At 54.3% G+C, this 18,164-nt stretch carries 20 protein-coding genes; 19 read left to right on the top strand and 1 reads right to left on the bottom strand.

Going from position 1 to position 18,164, the window contains the following annotated elements; translation table 11 throughout:
- The first annotated feature begins 1 nt into the window (after nucleotide 1).
- The 14 genes from rpmF to P8S54_RS03745 all read left to right on the top strand — a co-directional run bounded on the left by rpmF (nucleotide 2) and on the right by P8S54_RS03745 (nucleotide 12,529).
- Nucleotides 2-172 carry a 50S ribosomal protein L32 gene (rpmF, locus tag P8S54_RS03810; protein WP_009099300.1) on the top strand — a complete coding sequence of 57 codons (171 nt, stop codon included), beginning with the start codon at nucleotides 2-4 and terminating at the stop codon, nucleotides 170-172.
- A 42-nt stretch (nucleotides 173-214) separates the two neighbouring features.
- On the top strand, nucleotides 215-1,249 hold the full coding sequence (plsX, locus tag P8S54_RS03805) for a phosphate acyltransferase PlsX (protein WP_281443299.1): 1,035 nt from the start codon (nucleotides 215-217) through the stop codon (nucleotides 1,247-1,249).
- Between the two features lie 138 nt (nucleotides 1,250-1,387).
- Nucleotides 1,388-2,347 (top strand): ACP S-malonyltransferase, encoded by a 960-nt coding sequence (gene fabD, locus P8S54_RS03800; RefSeq protein WP_281444058.1) that lies wholly within the window; start codon nucleotides 1,388-1,390, stop codon nucleotides 2,345-2,347.
- A 55-nt stretch (nucleotides 2,348-2,402) separates the two neighbouring features.
- The gene (gene fabG / locus P8S54_RS03795) at nucleotides 2,403-3,146 is read left to right on the top strand and encodes a 3-oxoacyl-ACP reductase FabG (protein WP_009099308.1); all 744 of its coding nucleotides are present in this window, start codon (nucleotides 2,403-2,405) and stop codon (nucleotides 3,144-3,146) included.
- Between the two features lie 124 nt (nucleotides 3,147-3,270).
- Entirely contained in the window at nucleotides 3,271-3,504 is a 234-nt protein-coding gene (gene acpP, locus P8S54_RS03790; protein ID WP_008956801.1) for an acyl carrier protein, read from the top strand.
- 195 nt (nucleotides 3,505-3,699) lie between these two features.
- A complete protein-coding gene (gene fabF / locus P8S54_RS03785; RefSeq protein ID WP_281443298.1) occupies nucleotides 3,700-4,938 on the top strand; it encodes a beta-ketoacyl-ACP synthase II in 1,239 nt (412 codons plus the stop codon).
- A gap of 12 nt (nucleotides 4,939-4,950) precedes the next feature.
- Complete coding sequence (gene pabC, locus P8S54_RS03780) at nucleotides 4,951-5,751, top strand: aminodeoxychorismate lyase (RefSeq protein ID WP_281443297.1); 801 nt, start codon at nucleotides 4,951-4,953, stop codon at nucleotides 5,749-5,751.
- Nucleotides 5,752-5,781: 30 nt separating this feature from the next.
- The gene (gene mltG / locus P8S54_RS03775) at nucleotides 5,782-6,789 is read left to right on the top strand and encodes an endolytic transglycosylase MltG (RefSeq protein WP_009099314.1); all 1,008 of its coding nucleotides are present in this window, start codon (nucleotides 5,782-5,784) and stop codon (nucleotides 6,787-6,789) included.
- A gap of 63 nt (nucleotides 6,790-6,852) precedes the next feature.
- On the top strand, nucleotides 6,853-7,506 hold the full coding sequence (tmk, locus tag P8S54_RS03770; protein WP_009099315.1) for a dTMP kinase: 654 nt from the start codon (nucleotides 6,853-6,855) through the stop codon (nucleotides 7,504-7,506).
- On the top strand, nucleotides 7,497-8,480 hold the full coding sequence (locus tag P8S54_RS03765) for a DNA polymerase III subunit delta' (protein ID WP_281443296.1): 984 nt from the start codon (nucleotides 7,497-7,499) through the stop codon (nucleotides 8,478-8,480). The genes tmk and P8S54_RS03765 overlap by 10 nt, the downstream gene beginning before the upstream one ends.
- A 27-nt stretch (nucleotides 8,481-8,507) precedes the next feature.
- The gene (locus P8S54_RS03760; protein ID WP_009099319.1) at nucleotides 8,508-8,843 is read left to right on the top strand and encodes a PilZ domain-containing protein; all 336 of its coding nucleotides are present in this window, start codon (nucleotides 8,508-8,510) and stop codon (nucleotides 8,841-8,843) included.
- A 42-nt stretch (nucleotides 8,844-8,885) separates the two neighbouring features.
- Complete coding sequence (locus tag P8S54_RS03755; RefSeq protein ID WP_281443295.1) at nucleotides 8,886-9,719, top strand: TatD family hydrolase; 834 nt, start codon at nucleotides 8,886-8,888, stop codon at nucleotides 9,717-9,719.
- A 27-nt stretch (nucleotides 9,720-9,746) separates the two neighbouring features.
- Complete coding sequence (locus tag P8S54_RS03750) at nucleotides 9,747-10,322, top strand: DUF1285 domain-containing protein (protein ID WP_009099323.1); 576 nt, start codon at nucleotides 9,747-9,749, stop codon at nucleotides 10,320-10,322.
- Nucleotides 10,319-12,529 (top strand): ATP-dependent helicase, encoded by a 2,211-nt coding sequence (locus P8S54_RS03745; RefSeq protein WP_281443294.1) that lies wholly within the window; start codon nucleotides 10,319-10,321, stop codon nucleotides 12,527-12,529. Before P8S54_RS03750 ends, P8S54_RS03745 begins: the two co-directional genes overlap by 4 nt.
- A 35-nt stretch (nucleotides 12,530-12,564) precedes the next feature.
- Here the strand turns inward: P8S54_RS03745 and P8S54_RS03740 are convergent, their stop codons facing one another.
- Nucleotides 12,565-14,229, bottom strand: coding sequence for an electron transfer flavoprotein-ubiquinone oxidoreductase (locus P8S54_RS03740; protein WP_281443293.1), 1,665 nt, complete (start codon nucleotides 14,227-14,229; stop codon nucleotides 12,565-12,567).
- 439 nt (nucleotides 14,230-14,668) lie between these two features.
- Here P8S54_RS03740 and P8S54_RS03735 point away from each other — a divergent pair, with 439 nt between their 5' ends.
- The 5 genes from P8S54_RS03735 to nrdI all read left to right on the top strand — a co-directional run bounded on the left by P8S54_RS03735 (nucleotide 14,669) and on the right by nrdI (nucleotide 18,144).
- Complete coding sequence (locus tag P8S54_RS03735) at nucleotides 14,669-15,418, top strand: electron transfer flavoprotein subunit beta/FixA family protein (RefSeq protein ID WP_281443292.1); 750 nt, start codon at nucleotides 14,669-14,671, stop codon at nucleotides 15,416-15,418.
- Between the two features lie 14 nt (nucleotides 15,419-15,432).
- Complete coding sequence (locus P8S54_RS03730) at nucleotides 15,433-16,359, top strand: FAD-binding protein (protein WP_009099339.1); 927 nt, start codon at nucleotides 15,433-15,435, stop codon at nucleotides 16,357-16,359.
- Between the two features lie 244 nt (nucleotides 16,360-16,603).
- Nucleotides 16,604-17,215 carry a superoxide dismutase gene (locus P8S54_RS03725; RefSeq protein WP_009099340.1) on the top strand — a complete coding sequence of 204 codons (612 nt, stop codon included), beginning with the start codon at nucleotides 16,604-16,606 and terminating at the stop codon, nucleotides 17,213-17,215.
- A gap of 263 nt (nucleotides 17,216-17,478) precedes the next feature.
- On the top strand, nucleotides 17,479-17,700 hold the full coding sequence (gene nrdH / locus P8S54_RS03720; protein ID WP_009099342.1) for a glutaredoxin-like protein NrdH: 222 nt from the start codon (nucleotides 17,479-17,481) through the stop codon (nucleotides 17,698-17,700).
- Between the two features lie 9 nt (nucleotides 17,701-17,709).
- Nucleotides 17,710-18,144, top strand: a complete 435-nt coding sequence (nrdI, locus tag P8S54_RS03715; RefSeq protein ID WP_281443291.1) for a class Ib ribonucleoside-diphosphate reductase assembly flavoprotein NrdI — start codon at nucleotides 17,710-17,712, stop codon at nucleotides 18,142-18,144.
- Nucleotides 18,145-18,164: the final 20 nt, after the last annotated feature.

Genomic DNA, 18,164 nt, shown 5'->3' with positions numbered 1-18,164 from the left:
CATGGCAGTTCAACAGAACCGTAAAACTCGTTCCAAGCGCGGCATGCGTCGTAGCCACGATGCGCTGAGCGCACCGACCCTGTCCCAGGACAAAGAAACGGGCACAACTCACCTGCGTCACCACGTTTCTCCAGACGGTTTCTACCGTGGTCGTAAGGTCGTTGAGGTTTAAGCCTTAACGCTTTTATGAGCGGCAAAACAGGGTGGGTGCTGCGTGCGCCTAGCGATTGATGTAATGGGGGGTGACCAAGGCCCCCGTGCCATTGTCGAAGGCTCCGCAAGGGCGGTCATTGAGCGCCCTGATCTAGAGCTAACCCTGTTTGGTCCGCATCAGCAGATTGATGCTGAGCTTTCGCGCTTGCCGCAGCCCCTGGCTGCGGCAACGTCACGTTTAGTGGTAGCGGATGCGCCAGATAGTGTCTCCCCGGAGGCTACTGCGTCATGGGCGCTTCGTCGTGGTCATTCCACAAGTATGGCGCGAATGCTGCAGAGCCTTTCGCAAGGCGACGCATTAGCGGGTGTCAGTGCGGGGAATACCGGCGCTTTAGTGGCGCTTGCAAGACGAGAGCTGGGTATGCTTTCCGGTATTTCCAGGCCGGCAATTAGTACCGCTATTCCTGCTCGCAGAGGGCGCCGCTGCTATTTGCTGGATTTGGGAGCGAATGTAGACTCGCCCGCCCATCGGCTGTTCGACTTTGCCATGATGGGGGCTGCGATGGCCCACTGTATGGATGGAATTGATCGGCCCAAAGTCGCGCTGCTTAATGTTGGTGCTGAAGCAACCAAAGGTAGTGCTAACGTGCGTGAAGCCGATCGTTTGCTGCGTGAATGCGCAACCGATCTAGCATTTGACTACCACGGGTATGCCGAGGGCGGTGATATATTTCAGGGCGAGCTTGATGTGGTAGTGTGCGACGGTTTCGTAGGTAATGTGGCTCTGAAAGCGAGTGAAGGTTTGACCCGTATGCTGGTAGAGCGTGTGCAAATGGCGTTTGAATCAGGCCTAAGTGGGCGTTTGGCAAGCCTACTGGCCAAGCCTGTACTAAAGCGTTTGAAGCAAGAGCTGGACCCTGTGCGTTATAATGGGGCCAGTTTGCTGGGTTTGCAGAGGATTGTGGTTAAAAGCCACGGGAGTGCTGGTGCAGATGGCTTCTACTATGCTATCCAGCGGGCGCTGCAAGAAGTCGAGCATGAACTGCCGGCGCGAATCGAGGGGCGCTGGTCGCGTCACTCACCGTCGCAGGCATGAGATAATAAAACGTTGGTAAACTATTTTGCGAGTTATCGGCGGCAGCAGGATATGCCAAAAACCGTTGAAGACGGCGCCCTTAACTACGCCTATCGCTCGAATAATGAGCAAACGCCTACAAGAGCAAAGGTGAACGACATGTCTCAACCCCTTGCCCTCATTTTTCCCGGGCAAGGCTCTCAGCAGCTAGGAATGCTGCGAGAGCTGGCCGAGCGCTATAGTGTGGTGGGAACGACATTTGAGGAAGCGTCAGATGCTCTGGGCTACGATTTATGGAAAGTCGTACAAGAAGGCCCAGAAGAAGCACTTAACGCCACAGCGTGCACCCAGCCTGCGCTGCTTTCGTCAAGCATCGCTATTTGGCGTGTTTGGCAAGAGTTAGAGGGCCCCCGCCCAAGCGTGATGGCAGGTCACAGTCTGGGCGAATACAGCGCTATGGTATGTGCAGGTGTTATGGGCTTTGCAGAAGGTGTGAAGCTGGTGCGCTTACGTGGCGAGGCCATGCAGCAAGCAGTGCCTGCTGGCGAAGGCGGTATGGCGGCAATCCTGGGGCTTGAAGATAGTGCTGTGGAAGCGGCTTGCGCCAGCGCTGCCCAGGGAGAAGTGGTTTCTGCCGTTAATTTTAACTCTCCCGGTCAGGTGGTGATTGCGGGTGGTAAAAGTGCCGTTGAGCGCGCTATTTTAGCCTGCCAGGAAGCGGGCGCTAAGCGTGCTATGGCGCTGCCGGTGTCGGTTCCTTCCCACTGTGCCTTAATGCGCCCTGCAGCGGAGCGTCTTTCTCAAGCGATGCAGGAGATAGAGCTGCGCGCACCTCGCTACAACGTCATCCAAAATGTGGATGCGCAGGCCCACGCTGATATTGAAACCTTGCGTACCCGCCTTATTGAGCAGCTTTATCAACCGGTGCGTTGGTCATCCTGCGTTGAAGCCATGGTAGAGCAAGGTGCTAACGTATTTATTGAGTGTGGCCCTGGTAAAGTGCTCACCGGGCTAAATAAGCGTATTGTGCGGGGAGCGAAAGGTTTGGCCGTCAACGATCCCGATAGCTTGGATGCTGCGCTGGAGCTTGCGCGTGAAGCGTTGGCTGACGACGCGTGAGACGCGGCAATTTTCCGCTATCCTTGCTTTTTTATATGGTTAAAGGCAGAACGTTATGACGCAAGAACGTAGAGTTGCGCTGGTCACTGGCGCCAGTCGAGGCATTGGGCGAGCGATTGCTCATGAGCTTGGGCGTCAAGGCCGCATAGTGGTGGGCACCGCGACCAGTGAGTCAGGTGCTGAGAAAATAGATGCTGACCTTAAAGAGCACGGCATTGATGGCGCTGGCATGTGCCTGAATGTCACCGATCAGGCAAGCATCGACCACGTGTTGAAAGCAATTAACGAGCAATTTGGTGCGCCAACCATCTTGGTTAATAATGCGGGCATTACGCGCGATAACTTGCTCATGCGTATGAAAGAGGACGAGTGGGACTCCGTAATGGATACCAACCTCAAATCTGTTTATCGCGTTACTAAAGCGTGCCTACGTGGTATGACAAAAGCACGCTTTGGGCGTATCGTGTCGATCAGTTCAGTTGTGGCAACGATGGGCAATTTAGGCCAAGCTAACTATGCTGCTGCAAAAGCAGGTATGGAAGGCTTTAGCCGGGCATTGGCCAGAGAGGTGGCTTCACGGGCAATTACTGTTAATGCCGTAGCGCCTGGTTTTATTGCCACCGATATGACAGAAGCACTGCCTGAGGCGCAGCACGAAATGCTGTTGAAGCAAATTCCTCTAGCGCGCTTAGGCGAGCCTAATGAAATTGCCGCTGCCGTTGGTTTTTTGACAAGTGATGCGGCGGGTTATATTACTGGTGAAACGCTGCACGTTAACGGCGGAATGAATATGCGTTGATGGCCTTGGGCTTGGCGGTTGCGTCGGCCCAAGGGCGTCTATAAACTACCCCGCAGCTTTTGGCTTGCGGTTTCCAAATGGCTAGTTATCTATAACGGCTAGTGTGAACGAATGGAGCACGTTGATGAGTACTATTGAAGAGCGCGTGAAGAAAGTTGTGGCAGAGCGCCTAAACGTTAAAGAAGAAGACATCCAGAATAGCTCTTCTTTCACGGAAGACTTAGGTGCCGACTCCCTCGACACCGTTGAACTGGTGATGGCTTTGGAAGAGGAATTTGATACTGAAATTCCTGACGAAGAAGCTGAAAAAATCACTACGGTTCAAGAAGCCATCGACTACGTAAACGCCCACCAGTAAGGGCTGAGTCGACGCATTGAACCAGGGCGGCGTGCTAACCGCCCGCACCAAAAAAAGCCGTCCTGGCACAGGGCGGCTTTTTTGCTTTACGGTCACAATGAATATAACGTTCAATCTCCGTTATACTAGTCACCAAATTTCAGCAGTAAATGACCCGGATGGGTCGTGTCACCATGGATGCCTGGAGGTAAGCTGATGGCGCGTAGAAGGGTAGTGGTAACTGGGTTAGGCCTGGTGACCCCAGTGGGTAACAACGTAGATGAGTCGTGGGCGAACATTCTCGCGGGCAAAAGTGGCATAGCGCCGATAGAGCATTTTGACACCAGCGGCTTCAATACGCGTTTTGGTGGTTCGGTAAAGAATTTTGATATTAGCCCTTACCTGAACCCCAAAGACGCCCGCAAGATGGACCTGTTTATCCAATACGGCATGGCCGCCGGTGCTCAGGCGATTCAAGACTCAGGGCTTGAGTGCACTGAAGAGAATGCAGAGCGCATTGGCGTGGCGATTGGTTCGGGCATCGGTGGGCTGCCGATGATTGAGCATAATCACAATGCGCTAATCAAAGGGGGCGCCCGTCGTGTGTCGCCGTTTTTCGTGCCCGGCTCTATTATTAATATGATCTCTGGCAACATGGCGATTCAGCACGGCTTCAAAGGCCCTAACATCGCTATTACCACCGCTTGTACTTCCGGCACCCACAACATTGGCTACAGTGCACGTACGATTGCCTATGGTGATGCTGACGTGATGATTTGTGGTGGCGCAGAAATGGCGACCACGCCGCTGGGGTTGGGTGGATTTTCGGCCGCGCGGGCGCTTTCAACGCGCAACGATAGCCCAGAAGCGGCCAGCCGCCCTTGGGATGCTGACCGCGATGGGTTTGTGCTATCAGACGGTGCCGGTGTCCTAGTGCTAGAAGAGTACGAGCACGCCAAGGCGCGGGGGGCGACGATGTATGCGGAGCTATCAGGATTTGGCATGAGCGATGATGCCTTCCACATGACGGCACCGCCTGAAGATGGCCGTGGCGCTGCGCTCTCAATGAGCAATGCTATCAAAGATGCCAAAATGGCGCCTTCTGAAGTGCACTACATCAATGCTCACGGCACGTCGACAGCCGCGGGTGATCTAGCAGAAAGCCGTGCGGTTGAGCGCGTGTTGGGCAGCGCAGCCCAGCAGGTGGCGGTCAGCTCTACCAAGTCGATGATTGGTCACCTCTTGGGCGCTGCTGGTGCGGTGGAAGCCATTTTCAGTATTTTGGCGATACGTGACCAGGTGGCTCCGCCCACAATTAACCTGGATAACCCCCAAGAGGGCTGTAATCTCGATTACGTGCCGCATACCGCCCGTGAAATGCGTATTGATGTAGCACTGTCCAATTCGTTTGGCTTTGGTGGCACCAACGGCTCGCTGCTGTTTACAAAGGTGTAATGAGCGGTGTCTATGCCCCAGGTGCCGTTTGATGACCGTGGGCTAGCGTATGGTGACGGGATATTTGAAACAGTCTTAATGCGCGCCGGTAAGCCAGTGCTTTGGCCTTATCATTACGCGCGTTTGGCACGTGGCTGTACGCGCTTAAATATCCCGTTACCGCCGATCGAACAGCTCCACGCGACTTGGCAAGAAGGTTCTGCTGCTGAGCTTGAAGTGCTTAAGCTAATCCTAACCCGGGGAAGTGGTGGGCGCGGTTACGCACTGCCGGATGTGGCGGCGCCACGGCTGCTAAGTCGGCGAACGCCTTTTGTAGCCAATGCTGAACGTTGGCAGAAAGGGGTTAGCGTACGCATCTGCCAACTACGCCTTGGCTTCCAACCGCTGCTGGCGGGTATTAAGCACCTCAACCGTTTAGAAAATGTACTGGCGCGCCAGGAGTGGCGCGATAGCGCGATTGCAGAAGGTCTGCTAGCTGATGCGGACGAAAATGTGGTGGAAGCCACTAGTATGAACGTCTTTTGGCAACAGGCAGGGGCGCTATTTACACCATCACTTGAGCGCTGTGGTGTAGCAGGTACTCTGCGTGCCGCGCTATTAGATGAGGGGGTAGTGCGTGAAGCGATACTGCCGCTAAATGCCTTACCTACTGTAGAGCGTTTATGGGTGGCCAACTCTGTTCAAGGGGTATGGCCAGTTAGAGTGCTGCTTAATGAATCGGGCAGTGAACTGCGCTCTTGGCCGCTGGCTGAGCATGACCGATTACAAGCTTTGGGGCATCGTTTACTTGGCTATTTGCCCTTATCCCGTTAGGTAGAATTTTAAAAGAGTCGTTGAGGTGTCATGGTGAAACGGTTATTAGCCGCAGTGGGGATCTTGGTAGTGCTTGGCGCAGCCGCGGCAGCAGGTGGTTACGTCTATTGGCAAAGCCGATTAGAGGCGCCATTAACCCTTGATGAACCTACTCTCTACCAAGTGCCAGCAGGCGCCGGTTTTAATCAGGTGGTGGGGGAGCTAGAGGCACAGGGAATTATTAGCGATGCGTGGGCCTTTCAGCTAATGGCGCGAATGGAGCCCGAGCGCGTGCCGCGGCTAAGGGTGGGGGAGTACCAGCTTACGCCGGGCATGAGTGGGTTAGAGATGGTCGCGTTATTAGGTAGCAATAACGTTGTGACCTATCCGCTTACCATTCCCGAAGGCTGGACGTTTCGCCAGATGCGTGGCTTGCTCAGCGTGGCACCTAAGCTAGAGCAGCGCACCGCTGAATTAAGCGATGAAGAGGTGATGTCGCTATTGGGTCGTGAAGGAACTTTTCCCGAAGGCTGGTTTTTCCCTGACACCTACCGCTACCACCTGGGAATGAGCGATGTTGATATTTTGCGTCAGGCGCTTACTCGCATGGAGCGTATCCTAGAAGAGGTATGGGAGGGTCGCGATGATGACCTTACGATTGATACGCCTTATGAAGCCCTGATTATGGCCTCATTAATTGAGCGTGAGACCGGCGCGCCCGAAGAGCGTCGTGAAATTGCCGGCGTATTTAAGCGGCGAATGGAGCAAGGAATGCGCCTGCAAACCGACCCCACGATTATTTATGGCATGGGGGAGCGTTATGAGGGACGTATTACTCGTGCGGATATACGCGAGGCCACGCCGTATAACACCTACGTGATCGATGGCATGCCACCTACGCCGATCGCAATGCCCGGGCGTGCTGCGCTGGAAGCCGCGGTTAATCCCTTGCCAGGTGAGACGCTCTATTTCGTTTCCCGAGGCGATGGTACGCACCATTTCTCCCGCACGCTGCGTGAGCACAATAACGCTGTTAATCGCTATATCCGTAACCGATGATTTTTTGAATACGATTTTATAAGCAGACTATTTTATGGTGTATCTGGCTACTAAGGGGCTGCAATGACCAAGCGCGGACGCTTCATCACGCTAGAGGGTGGAGAGGGGGTAGGTAAATCTACCAATGTGGCGTTTGTGGAGGCTTGGCTAAAGGCGCGTGGCGTAGACGTGGTGCTCACCCGGGAGCCGGGAGGCACGCCGAGGGCCGAGGCGATTCGTGGGCTGCTGCTTGATCCCACGCAAGAAGAGCCACTTAATAGCGACGCTGAGCTACTGTTAATGTTTGCTGCCCGAGCCCAGCACTTAGCCCAAAAAATTGTGCCTGCGCTTGAGCGCGGTGCTTGGGTGGTTTGCGACCGGTTCACCGATGCCACCTTTGCCTATCAAGGCGGCGGTCGTGGCATTGCCCCTTCTCGCATTGCTCAGTTGGAGCAGTTTGTGCAAAAGGGGCTCTCGCCAGACCTGACACTTTTGCTGGATATGTCTCCTGCAGCTGCAAAAACGCGCTTAGAAGGGCGGCTACGTGACCAACACACCCAGCGTGACCGCTTTGAGCAAGAGCAGGAAAGTTTTTTTGAAGCGGTACAGCAGGCCTACCTAAGCCGAGCAGCGGCAGCGCCAGAAAGGTTTGCGATAATCAATGCCGAGCAGGCCCTTGACGACGTGCAGGCAGCGCTGGCAACAGTGCTGGAAGAGCGGTTAGCGCTATGGCGTTAACGGATGTGCTGCCCTGGCACTATGACACCTGGCAGCAGTTCGTTCGCTTAGCGAATGATGATCGTATGCCCCATGCATTGCTTATCAGTGGTGCACATGGCGTCGGGAAACAGCAGCTAGCGGACGCCTTAGTGGCGAAAACACTCTGCGCAAAGCCGACAGAACAAGCCTGCGGCCAGTGCCATAGCTGTGCCATGCTCGCCTCGGGCTATCATCCTGACTTGCTGCGTATCTCTCCTGAAGAGGGTAAGCGGCAGATTCGGATTGATCCGATACGTGATGTTAATCGCTTTGTGTCACAAACCGCTCAGCAGGGCGGTTACCGGGTTATTGTAATATCCCCCGCTGAAGCGATGAACACCGCAGCGGCTAACGCCTTACTTAAAAGTTTGGAAGAGCCAGGTGAAAAAACGCTGTTTATTTTGCTCTCGGACGTACCCTCGCGGACGCTGCCTACTATCCGTTCCCGGTGTCAGCAGTGGCCGTTGGCAAGTGTGCCTTTTGAGGCGTGCCAAGGCTGGTTGACCGAGAAGCTGGGAAGCGACGAAGCGCACTTTTGGTGGCGAGTATCTGGAGGGTTGCCACTGTTGGCTATAGAGCTGGCTGTGCCTGATGAGCGGGCGTTGCGCCACCAAATTCACGACTGCTTTGAGCAGTTGGTGCGCGGCGCAGAACCCGTTTCCGAGGCAGCAAGGCTCGATCGCCAAGCGATAGATGCCATCCTATGGTACGGTATTGCATGGCTTGAAGATCTCATTCGATTAGGCCTATCAGGCGAAACCACAGCGCTGCATAACCCTGATTTAGAGCCGCTTTATCGCCAGGCGGTTAAAAACGCCCGTGTACAAGACTGGTTTCGGCTATTGGATTATGCCCGCGAGCAGCGCCGCCTGCTGGCTGTGGGCGCCAACCCTAACCCACAGCTCGTCCTTGAAGCATGGCTGGTACGTTGGTCGGCGCTGTTGCGCTCATAAATCCATTAGCCGCCGCGCGAGGTTATAATGGCTGCTCAAAAAGCTCTCTCTTTGACGTTACCCGATGTGCCGACGCTGCTATCCGCTTATATGCCTTTTCTCGATCGGGGCGGCATTTTTGTGCCGACTAAAACGCCTTATGCTCTCGGCCAAGAAGTGTTTTTGTTACTGACGCTGCCTGGCGAGAGTGAGCGGCTTTCAGTCACCGGGAAAGTGATTTGGGTCTCCCCGGAAGGGGTGAGCGGTCGCCGCATCCCTGGCATTGGTGTGCACTTCAGCCAGCAGGATTATTCGGTGCGAGATCGCATTGAAACACTTCTGGCAGGCCAGTTAGATAAAGCTCCTCCGTCGTTTACGCTGTGAATTGACGTAAGCGACACTTATTTATTCAAAAGCGAGACCTGTATGTTTGTTGACTCACACTGCCACCTGGACCGCTTATCTGAGCATACCCATGGCGGCGATATTTCGGCTACCCTAGCGGCGGCCCGGTCTGCCAATGTCAGCCAGTTTCTCGCTATTTCGGTGACCTTAGAAGAGTTGCCTGGTTTAGCAGCGATTGCCAGAGAGCACCAGGATGTGGCTATTTCTGCAGGCTTACACCCTCTGCACACCACGCCCAACGAACCGAGCGTTGACGATATTGTAGAAGCCGCTGAACAGTACGGTGCAGTAGCGATAGGTGAAACTGGGCTTGATTATCACTACCAAGACAGCGTCCCTATTGATATCCAACATGAGCGCTTTAAGCGTCATTTGTTGGCGGCGCGCGAACTGGAGTTGCCGGTTATTGTTCATACTCGCGACGCTAAACAAGAAACGCTTTCTCTATTGCGCGAGTATAGTAACCCCAAGGTGGGCGGTGTATTACACTGCTTCACAGAGGATATCGAGATGGCGCGGGAAGCGGTGCGCTTAGGTTTCTATATTTCGTTATCGGGCATTATTACCTTCCGCAATGCCGCCTCGCTTCGCGAGCTGGCGCGACAGCTGCCGCTAGATCGCCTATTAATTGAGACTGATAGCCCCTATTTGGCACCTGTGCCTTATCGTGGAAAGCCCAACGAACCCGCTTGGGTGGTTGAAGTCGCTGCGTGTATTGCAGAGGCTCGGGGTATCAGCGTAGATGAGGTGGCTATGCAAACCACGGCTAACTTCTATCACTTGTTCCGCGCTGCTGCTCCAGATGCTCCAGAGAGTGTTACGCAGGCGTTAGCGCAATCAGGCCTGTTGGTGTAGGTCGTCATTGTCACGAGGTGTGGACGGATGAATATTGATCGACTGCTACAGCATCAGCCAGGTTCGGCATCCATACCACCCGTTGACGAGTGGCAGCCGGCACTTTCCGGGGATATCGATATTTTAATTAAGGCCGATGGCACTTGGCAGCACGAAGGACAGCCTTTTGCCCGAACGGCCATACCACGGTTACTGGCCAGCCTATTGCGGCACGATAGCGACGGCTACTGCCTAGTGACTCCTGTGGAGCGATGGCGCTTAAAGGTAGAGGATCTGCCGCTGGTCGCGGTAGAAGCGGATTTCCATGATGATGCCTGGTGGTTTACCACGCAGTTTGATGATGTTGTGCGTTTAGATGACCAGCACCCTATGACGCTGAGTACTACGCCTGAAGGCGAGCAGGTGCCTGAAATTGCTGTGCGCTTTGGGCTTGGCGCTCGCCTGCACCGTAATGTTTATTACCGTTTAATCGAGCAGGCTACGCCCTGTGTTGTTGCAAACGGCGGGACTCAACTACGTCTGTACAGCGCTGGCAACCCTTACCTGCTAGGGGAGCTAGCGCAAGAGATCGATGCCGATGATGTACCCAGCGAGGCGCCGTGAAGTTAACAGCTGAACAGCAAGCGGTAGTGACTCACAGCAAAGGGCACGCAAGGGTAGCCGCGGTGGCTGGGGCAGGCAAAACCACCACAATGGCAGCCCGGGTGTTGCATCTCCTGGCCAACGATGTCTCGCCAAAACGCATCCTAGTGCTGATGTTTAACCGCTCTGCCCGGGATGATTTTCAGCGCCGCTTATCTAGTATGGCCCCGAAAGGGCAGTCATTACCCGACGTGCGAACCTTCCATTCATTAGGGCATCGACTGACACAGAGCCTATGTCGGTGGGGAGCGTTGGCGCCCCGACGTCTGCTCTCTGCCGAGTGGCAGCTGGAACGGCTGCTTCGTCAGGCAAGCTTGAACGTACTTAGCGATGCGGTAGAGCGGCGTGATGCGGCCCTTGAGGGGGATCGCTTGGAAGCGCTGGCTCACTTTTGTGGCTTGGTAAAAGCGGAAATGCTGCCCGCCAACGCGTTATATGATCGCCTGAGCTATGAGCCGGATACCGACTATTTTCCAGCGGCGTTTGACGAGGCTGAGCGACTACTGCAAACCGAAGGGGTGATGACATATGCCGACCTGCTCTATCGACCGCTCCAAACGCTCGAAGCGGATGGTTCTTTACGCCGCCGAGTGGAAGGCTTTTTAGATCATGTCATCATTGATGAGTACCAGGATATCAATACCGCCCAGCAGCGGCTGCTGGCGGTATTGGCCGGGCAAAACGCGGATGTAATGGCCGTTGGCGACGCTAACCAGTGTATATATGAGTGGCGTGGCGCGCGGCCAGACACCATGTTGGAAAACTTTACCGCCACCTTTGGTGCTGCAACCGATTACCCGCTCTCTACCACCTTCCGGCATGGCCATGCACTAGCGCTAGCCGCTAATCACGCCATCATGCCTAATCTGCGCCGTCCTGATCAGCTCTGTTTGGCGGACGCTAATAACCCAGAAACGCGGATATCGGTTGGCCAAGGCAGTCGGTTGCTGCTGGACGCACTGATGGACTGGCAGGCCCAGGGGCGGGCGTTAAGCGAGGCTAGCCTGCTAGTGCGTAGCTGGGCGCTTTCGGTGCCTTTTCAACTGGCGTTATTGCAGGCTGGCATCCCATTTCGGCTGCTACGGGAAGACCGCTTTGTGTTTCGGCTGCCGCTGGTGCAAGCGTTGGCGGGTTATTTAAAACTGTCCCGCCGCCCGGAATTGCTGCATGACCCAGCACAGTTGCTGCTGCTTCTTTCACAGCCAACGCCGTTTGTCGCTCGTGAGCGGCTGCAGCAGTTAGCGAATCAGTTGGCCACCACCCAGCGCTGGCCCGAGCGCCACGAGCCAGTGCTAGCAGCGCTCAAGCCGCTGCAGCGTCGTACCTTAAAAAAGCGCTGGGAGTTGTTATGCGAGCTTCCAAAACTCAGCGCATGGTCGCCCGCAAAGCTACTAAGCCATGTAGTAGACACTATCGACGCGGAAAAAACCCTTAAGCGTGCTGCTGCAAGGCGAGATAAAGGCGAGGAGGATGTGCGCTTATTGGATGTGCTCATTGAGCAGGCAGAGAGCGTGCAAAACCCTGATGCATTTATTGAGCTGCTAGAACGCCCGGTAGAAAACCAGGCGAATGGAATACTGATTAGTACGGTACATGGCGCAAAGGGGCTTGAGTGGCCGCTCGTGGCGGTGGCAGCCGTTAATGAGGAGGACTTTCCTCATTACAGCCGCGACAATCCGCTGAACGATGAGCGATTGGAAGAGGAGCGTCGACTTTTTTACGTGGCCATTACTCGCGCTCAGGAGCAGCTGCTGATGCTTCATGATGGTGGCGTCCACCGGCCCAGCCGTTTTATTGCTGAAAGTGCTTGGCAGGACAGTATGCGGGTAGCTGGCTGTTTGGCAACGGCTCGCCCGCCAGAGGCTGCTGTTCAGGTCGCTTCACCTGGTTTGGTTAAGCGTTATCTGGATCGACTGGACAGAGGGGATATCGAACTGGCGCCCCCGCAGGTGCAGGAGGCGAGTGCTGAGTACCGCGTTAATACGCATTTTTATCCAGGCCAGCGCCTGCTGCATGCTGTGTTTGGAGAGGGAGAGGTGGCCGCGGTCGAAGGAAACCCGTCAGACCCGGTTATTGATGTGCGCTTTGCCCAGGCTGGCCGTCGGCGGTTGATTGCTCGCCGTGCACCGATTGAGTGTTTGGAATCACCTGCCCAACCGACATGCTAGCAGCGCTAACATGCCGGTTGGGGGGTTAGTGATGCTTACATATTAGGATAGTTGGGGCCGCCGCCACCTTCGGGTGCTACCCAGGTAATGTTTTGGGCGGGGTCTTTGATGTCGCAGGTTTTACAGTGGACGCAGTTCTGGAAGTTGATCTGGAACTTAGGCGCACCCTGCGCATCCTCAACGACTTCATAAACGCCTGCAGGGCAGTAACGCTGCGCAGGTTCGGCGTATTCAGGCAAGTTGTCGCGAATGGGCAGCTCGGGGTCTGCTAAGCGCAGATGACAAGGCTGATCCTCTTCGTGATTGGTATTGGATAAAAATACCGAGGTTGGCTTGTCGAAAGAGAGCTTGCCGTCGGGCCTTGGGTAATCGATCTTTTCAAACTCGGCGGCAGGCTTCAGCGCACCGTGGTCGGTGGTGGTGTCATGCACGTTGGGAAGCTTATTGCCCAGCAACTGATTTACAAAGTTGTAGGCGCCGCCTCCAACGGTACCGTATTTATGAATGGCAGGGCCGAAGCTCGCGCTCTCTTTTAGCTCTTCATAGGCCCAGCTGGCTTCCCACTTAGTGGTGAAACTTGTCAGCTCTTGAGCGCCCTCGTCGCCGCCTTTAATAGCTTCAAAAACACTCTCCGCGGCTACCAAGCCCGACTTCATCGCCGTGTGCAGGCCCTTGATCTTGGAGAAGTTGAGCGTGCCTGCATCGCAGCCAATTAGCAGGCCACCTGGAAAAGTCATTTTGGGTAGGCAGTTAAGCCCCCCTTTGGTAATGGCCCGCGCGCCATAAGCTACCCGCTTACCGCCAGACAAGTACTGGCTGATAGTGGGGTGATGTTTTAGACGCTGAAACTCATCAAAGGGAGAGAGCCACGGGTTTTGGTAGCTAAGGTCCATAATCAGGCCCACGACGACCTGCTGATTCTCTGCGTGATAGAGGAACCAGCCGCCGTGGGTGTTTTTATCCAGTGGCCAGCCAGACCCGTGTGCCACAAGCCCAGGCTCATGTTGCTCGGCGGGTACATCCCACAACTCTTTAAGGCCAATACCGTAATGCTGTGGGTCGCGACCAGCATCGAGGGAGTACTCTTGAATTAACCGTTTGCCAAGGTGCCCGCGGGCGCCTTCAGCAAATAGCGTGTATTTTGCGCGCAGCTCCATACCCGGCATATGGCCGTCTTTCGGAGTGCCATCGGCGCTAACGCCCATATCACCTATTAGAATGCCGCGAACAACACCCTCTTCAATAATTACTTCCTGGGCAGCAAAACCAGGGAAAATCTCAACCCCGAGTGCTTCGGCCTGTTCGCCAAGCCAGCGACTCAAGTTCCCCGCGCTAATGACATAACGAGTAAGCTCGCCACCCGTGTTGTGCATGCTTTTTGGCACTAAAGCGTTGGGGATTTTCTGTGCTTTCTCAGCATCTTTAAGCAAGTAAACATCATCCCGGGTGGCGGGGGTGTTTAGCGGTGCACCGCGCTCTTCCCAATCGGGGAACAGCTCAGCTAATGCGCGAGGCTCAAAAACCGCGCCAGATAGAATATGAGCGCCTACTTCTGAGCCTTTCTCCACTACGCAGACCGTAAGCTCTTGCTCAGCCTCATTAGCCTGTTGCATTAAGCGACATGCGGCAGACAGTCCAGAAGGGCCGGCTCCCACAATCACCACATCAAAGTCCATTACATCGCGTTCAACGTTTTCCACCCGGTTTCTCCTTATTCTCTTAACGGCCAACTTAACGATAAGTTAGCTTTGAGAACTAGCTAATGAAAAGCTGGTCTTAATTTAAAACGGTCGTTTGCTTCTGGTTATGCCCCATGATAGGCATAATACCCCTGTCAGGTCACCCCTACGATGGCAAAAGCAGCATTTCTCGATCGATGCTGGTCAACACCCGGGTTGGCTCATTGCGAATTAAGGTGGATTGATAGCAGCTACGACCAAGGCCGTAGACGATGAGTGTTGTTGCCCATAGGGTGGTTGTGGCAAATTGATGGGGTTTTTCATTTACAGACCTATCAAACGCTTGCATGAATTTTTTAAGCGGTGCTAATCGTCTTGCGCCGCTCCTATTTTTCATCGGTATCTTTTTTCGGTGCCGGGTCAGGTTAACGGCTTCTACGACAAGCCAAGCGAGGAACCTATGAAAGTAATCGTCGCGGTTAAACGCGTCATTGACTATAACGTCAAAATCCGTGTGAAAGCGGACCACTCTGACGTCGATCTTACCAACGTCAAAATGGCCATGAATCCTTTCTGCGAAATTGCTGTAGAAGAAGCGGTGCGCCTGAAAGAGAAGGGTGTTGCTACCGAAGTGGTTGCCGTGACGGTTGGCCCTAAAGCCGCCCAAGAGCAGCTGCGTACCGCGCTAGCGCTGGGCGCAGACCGCGCTATTCATATTGAAACCGACGAGCGGGTAGAGTCACTTGCCGTGGCCAAGCTGCTGGCCAAAGTTGTTGAAGAAGAGCAGCCAGGTTTGGTGGTGCTAGGTAAGCAGGCCATCGATACCGACAATAATCAGACTGGCCAAATGCTTGCTGCATTGACCAATCTGCCCCAAGGCACCTTCGCATCCGACGTCACGGTAGACGGCGACAAAGTTAATGTGACCCGGGAAATCGACGGTGGCCTGCAAACCATCGCGCTAACGCTACCCGCTATCGTCACGACGGACCTGCGCTTGAACGAGCCGCGCTACGCCAAACTGCCAGATATCATGAAGGCTAAGAAAAAGCCGCTGGATGTGAAAACCCCCGCCGATTACGGCGTTGAGGTGGCTTCCAAGGTGACCCTGGTGAAAGTGGAATCGCCGGCTGAACGTAAAGGCGGTGTCAAGGTTGCCTCGGTAGACGAATTGATCGACAAACTGAAAAACGAAGCCAAAGTGCTTTAATAGGAGCTGATCTCATGAGCATTCTGGTACTTGCCGACCTCCATGAAGGTCAGCTTGCGGGCGCGACAGCCCACGTAGTTGCTGCTGCTAAGGCGATTGGTGGTGACATCGACGTGCTTGTTGCCGGTGAAGGCGTACAAGCCGCTGCTGAAGCGGCCGCCAAGCTTGATGGCGTAAGCAAGGTTCGTCTAGCGGACAACGCGGTATACGCCCATCAGCTTGCCGAACCAATGGGCGCTCTACTGGTTGAGCTGGCAGGCGCTTATACTCACGTGCTGGCTAGCGCCTCTACGACTGGCAAAAACGTACTGCCACGCTTAGCTGCGCTAAAAGATGTTAGCCAGCTTTCCGACGTAATTGGTGTTGAGAGCGCTGATACCTTCCTGCGTCCCATCTACGCAGGTAACGCTATCGCCACAGTAAAAAGTGACGACGCGCTTAAGGTAATTACCGTGCGTACTACTGGCTTTGATGCAGTGGGCGCTGGCGGCAGTGCCGCTATCGAGACGGTTGACGTTGTGGTTGAGAACGCTCAGTCCAGCTTCGTAAAAGAAGAGCTGGCGCAGTCTGATCGCCCAGAGCTTGGCGGTGCTAAGGTAGTGGTTTCTGGCGGCCGTGGTATGGGCAACGGCGACAATTTCAAACTGCTCGATGGCATTGCCGACAAGCTGGGGGCTGCCATTGGTGCCTCGCGGGCAGCCGTTGATGCAGGCTTTGTGCCTAACGATATGCAGGTTGGTCAGACCGGCAAAATTGTCGCGCCGGATCTGTATATCGCAGTGGGTATTTCAGGCGCCATTCAACACTTGGCAGGCATGAAAGACTCCAAGGTGATCGTTGCGATCAACAAAGACGAAGAAGCGCCTATTTTCCAGGTTGCCGACTATGGCCTAGTGGGTGATTTGTTTGAGATTCTGCCCGAGCTTGAAAGCAAGCTATAAGCATCTGAATCTCAAGTATATAAAAGCCGGCTTCCTTAGAAGCCGGCTTTTTTAATGGGGTCAGATTCGATAAACTGGCAATAGTTGACTAAAGTACTTGGTCAAAGGCGCTGAACTAATTCACTGCTAGGCTTAGTGAGAAAAAAATTGTCCTAGCGGTTGAAAAGGGTGGGGCATGGCCGCACCTAACTAGTTGGACGCAAACTGGTTGAATGCAAAAAAAGCCACATAAGGAGTAGCTAACATGGCACATACACTTCCAGAACTACCTTACGCCTATGACGCGCTTGAGCCGCACATTGACGCGATGACGATGGAGATTCACCACTCTCGTCACCATAATACTTACGTGACTAGTCTCAATGCTGCGCTTGAAGGCACGGGCTTGGAAGATGTACCCGTCGAAGAGCTGGTAGCTGACCTTGATCGTGTACCGGAAGAGAAGCGTCAAGCCGTAATCAATCACGGTGGTGGCCACGCCAACCACTCTATGTTCTGGCAAATGATGTCTCCCAACGGTGGCGGTAAGCCGCAGGGCGACGTGGCAAAAGCCATTGATGCTGAGCTGGGTGGCCTTGAAGCGTTCCAAGAAGCGTTCAAAAAAGCCGCGCTTGGTCGTTTCGGTAGTGGCTGGGCATGGCTCTCTGTGACCCCCGAGAAAAAACTGGTCGTAGAAAACACACTGAACCAAGACAGCCCGCTGATGCACGGCAACACGCCGCTGTTGGGTTTGGATGTGTGGGAGCACGCTTACTACTTGAAGTATCAAAACAAGCGCCCTGACTACGTCTCTGCGTTCTTTAACGTGGTTAACTGGGAAGACGTTGAGCGTCGTTATCAGGCTGCCAAAGCCTAAGCTCATCCCCAGTAATACCTAGAAAGAGAGGGCGCTGCCGATAGTGGCGCCGCTCATAAAAGCCGCCCCCTTGTGGGGCGGCTTTTTGGTTTTTAGATGCCAGTCTGGGCATGGCCTGTCAATAACCTGTGGATGAAAAATACCATATATGCTTGAATTGATTTTGTCATGAGCTATATATAGTATGCGTGTCTCTTCCAGAGAGGGTGAGCACCAGATATGCGCTACCCGAAAAATACCGCTATGAAAAGGAAAAAATAGCCATGGAAATCCAAATTTATAGCAAGCCCGCTTGTGTTCAGTGCACTGCGACCTACCGCGCGCTGGATAAGCAGGGTATTGAATATACTGTTATCGATATTACCGCTGAAGCCGATGCCCAAAAAGAAGTTGAAGCGTTAGGTTATCGCCAGCTGCCGGTGGTGGTGGTAGGTGAAGAGCACTGGTCTGGTTTCCGCCCTGATCGCATTCAAGCGCTGGCGTAATTTACCGCCATGCAACCCGCTAATGTGGAAGCTGAGCGTGCCGGTACGCTGGTGTACTTCTCCACCAAGTCGGAAAACACACACCGTTTTATACAAAAGCTTGGTTTAAGTGCCCAGCGTCTGCCGCTCAATCGTGAAGAAACAGCGTTACGCGTAGAACAGCCCTACATATTAGTCACGCCTACCTACGGAGGCGGCGCGGCGAAAGGGGCGGTGCCAGCGCAGGTGATTCGCTTTTTAAACGATGAGCAAAACCGACACCTTATTCGCGGTGTTATTGCTGCTGGAAATACTAATTTTGGCGATGCGTATGGTCTGGCTGGGCGCATCATTGCGCAAAAATGCCAAGTGCCGCTGCTGTATCGATTTGAATTGCTTGGCACTGATGATGATGTCGTCAAGGTCCGCAAAGGAGTAGAAGAGTTTTGGAAACGACTAACGTAGCCCCAAAAAATGTTGTTGAT

Source organism: Halomonas sp. M1, assembly GCF_029581375.1.
Taxonomy (GTDB): Bacteria; Pseudomonadota; Gammaproteobacteria; order Pseudomonadales; family Halomonadaceae; genus Vreelandella.
This window is presented reverse-complemented; position numbering and strand designations above follow the sequence as displayed.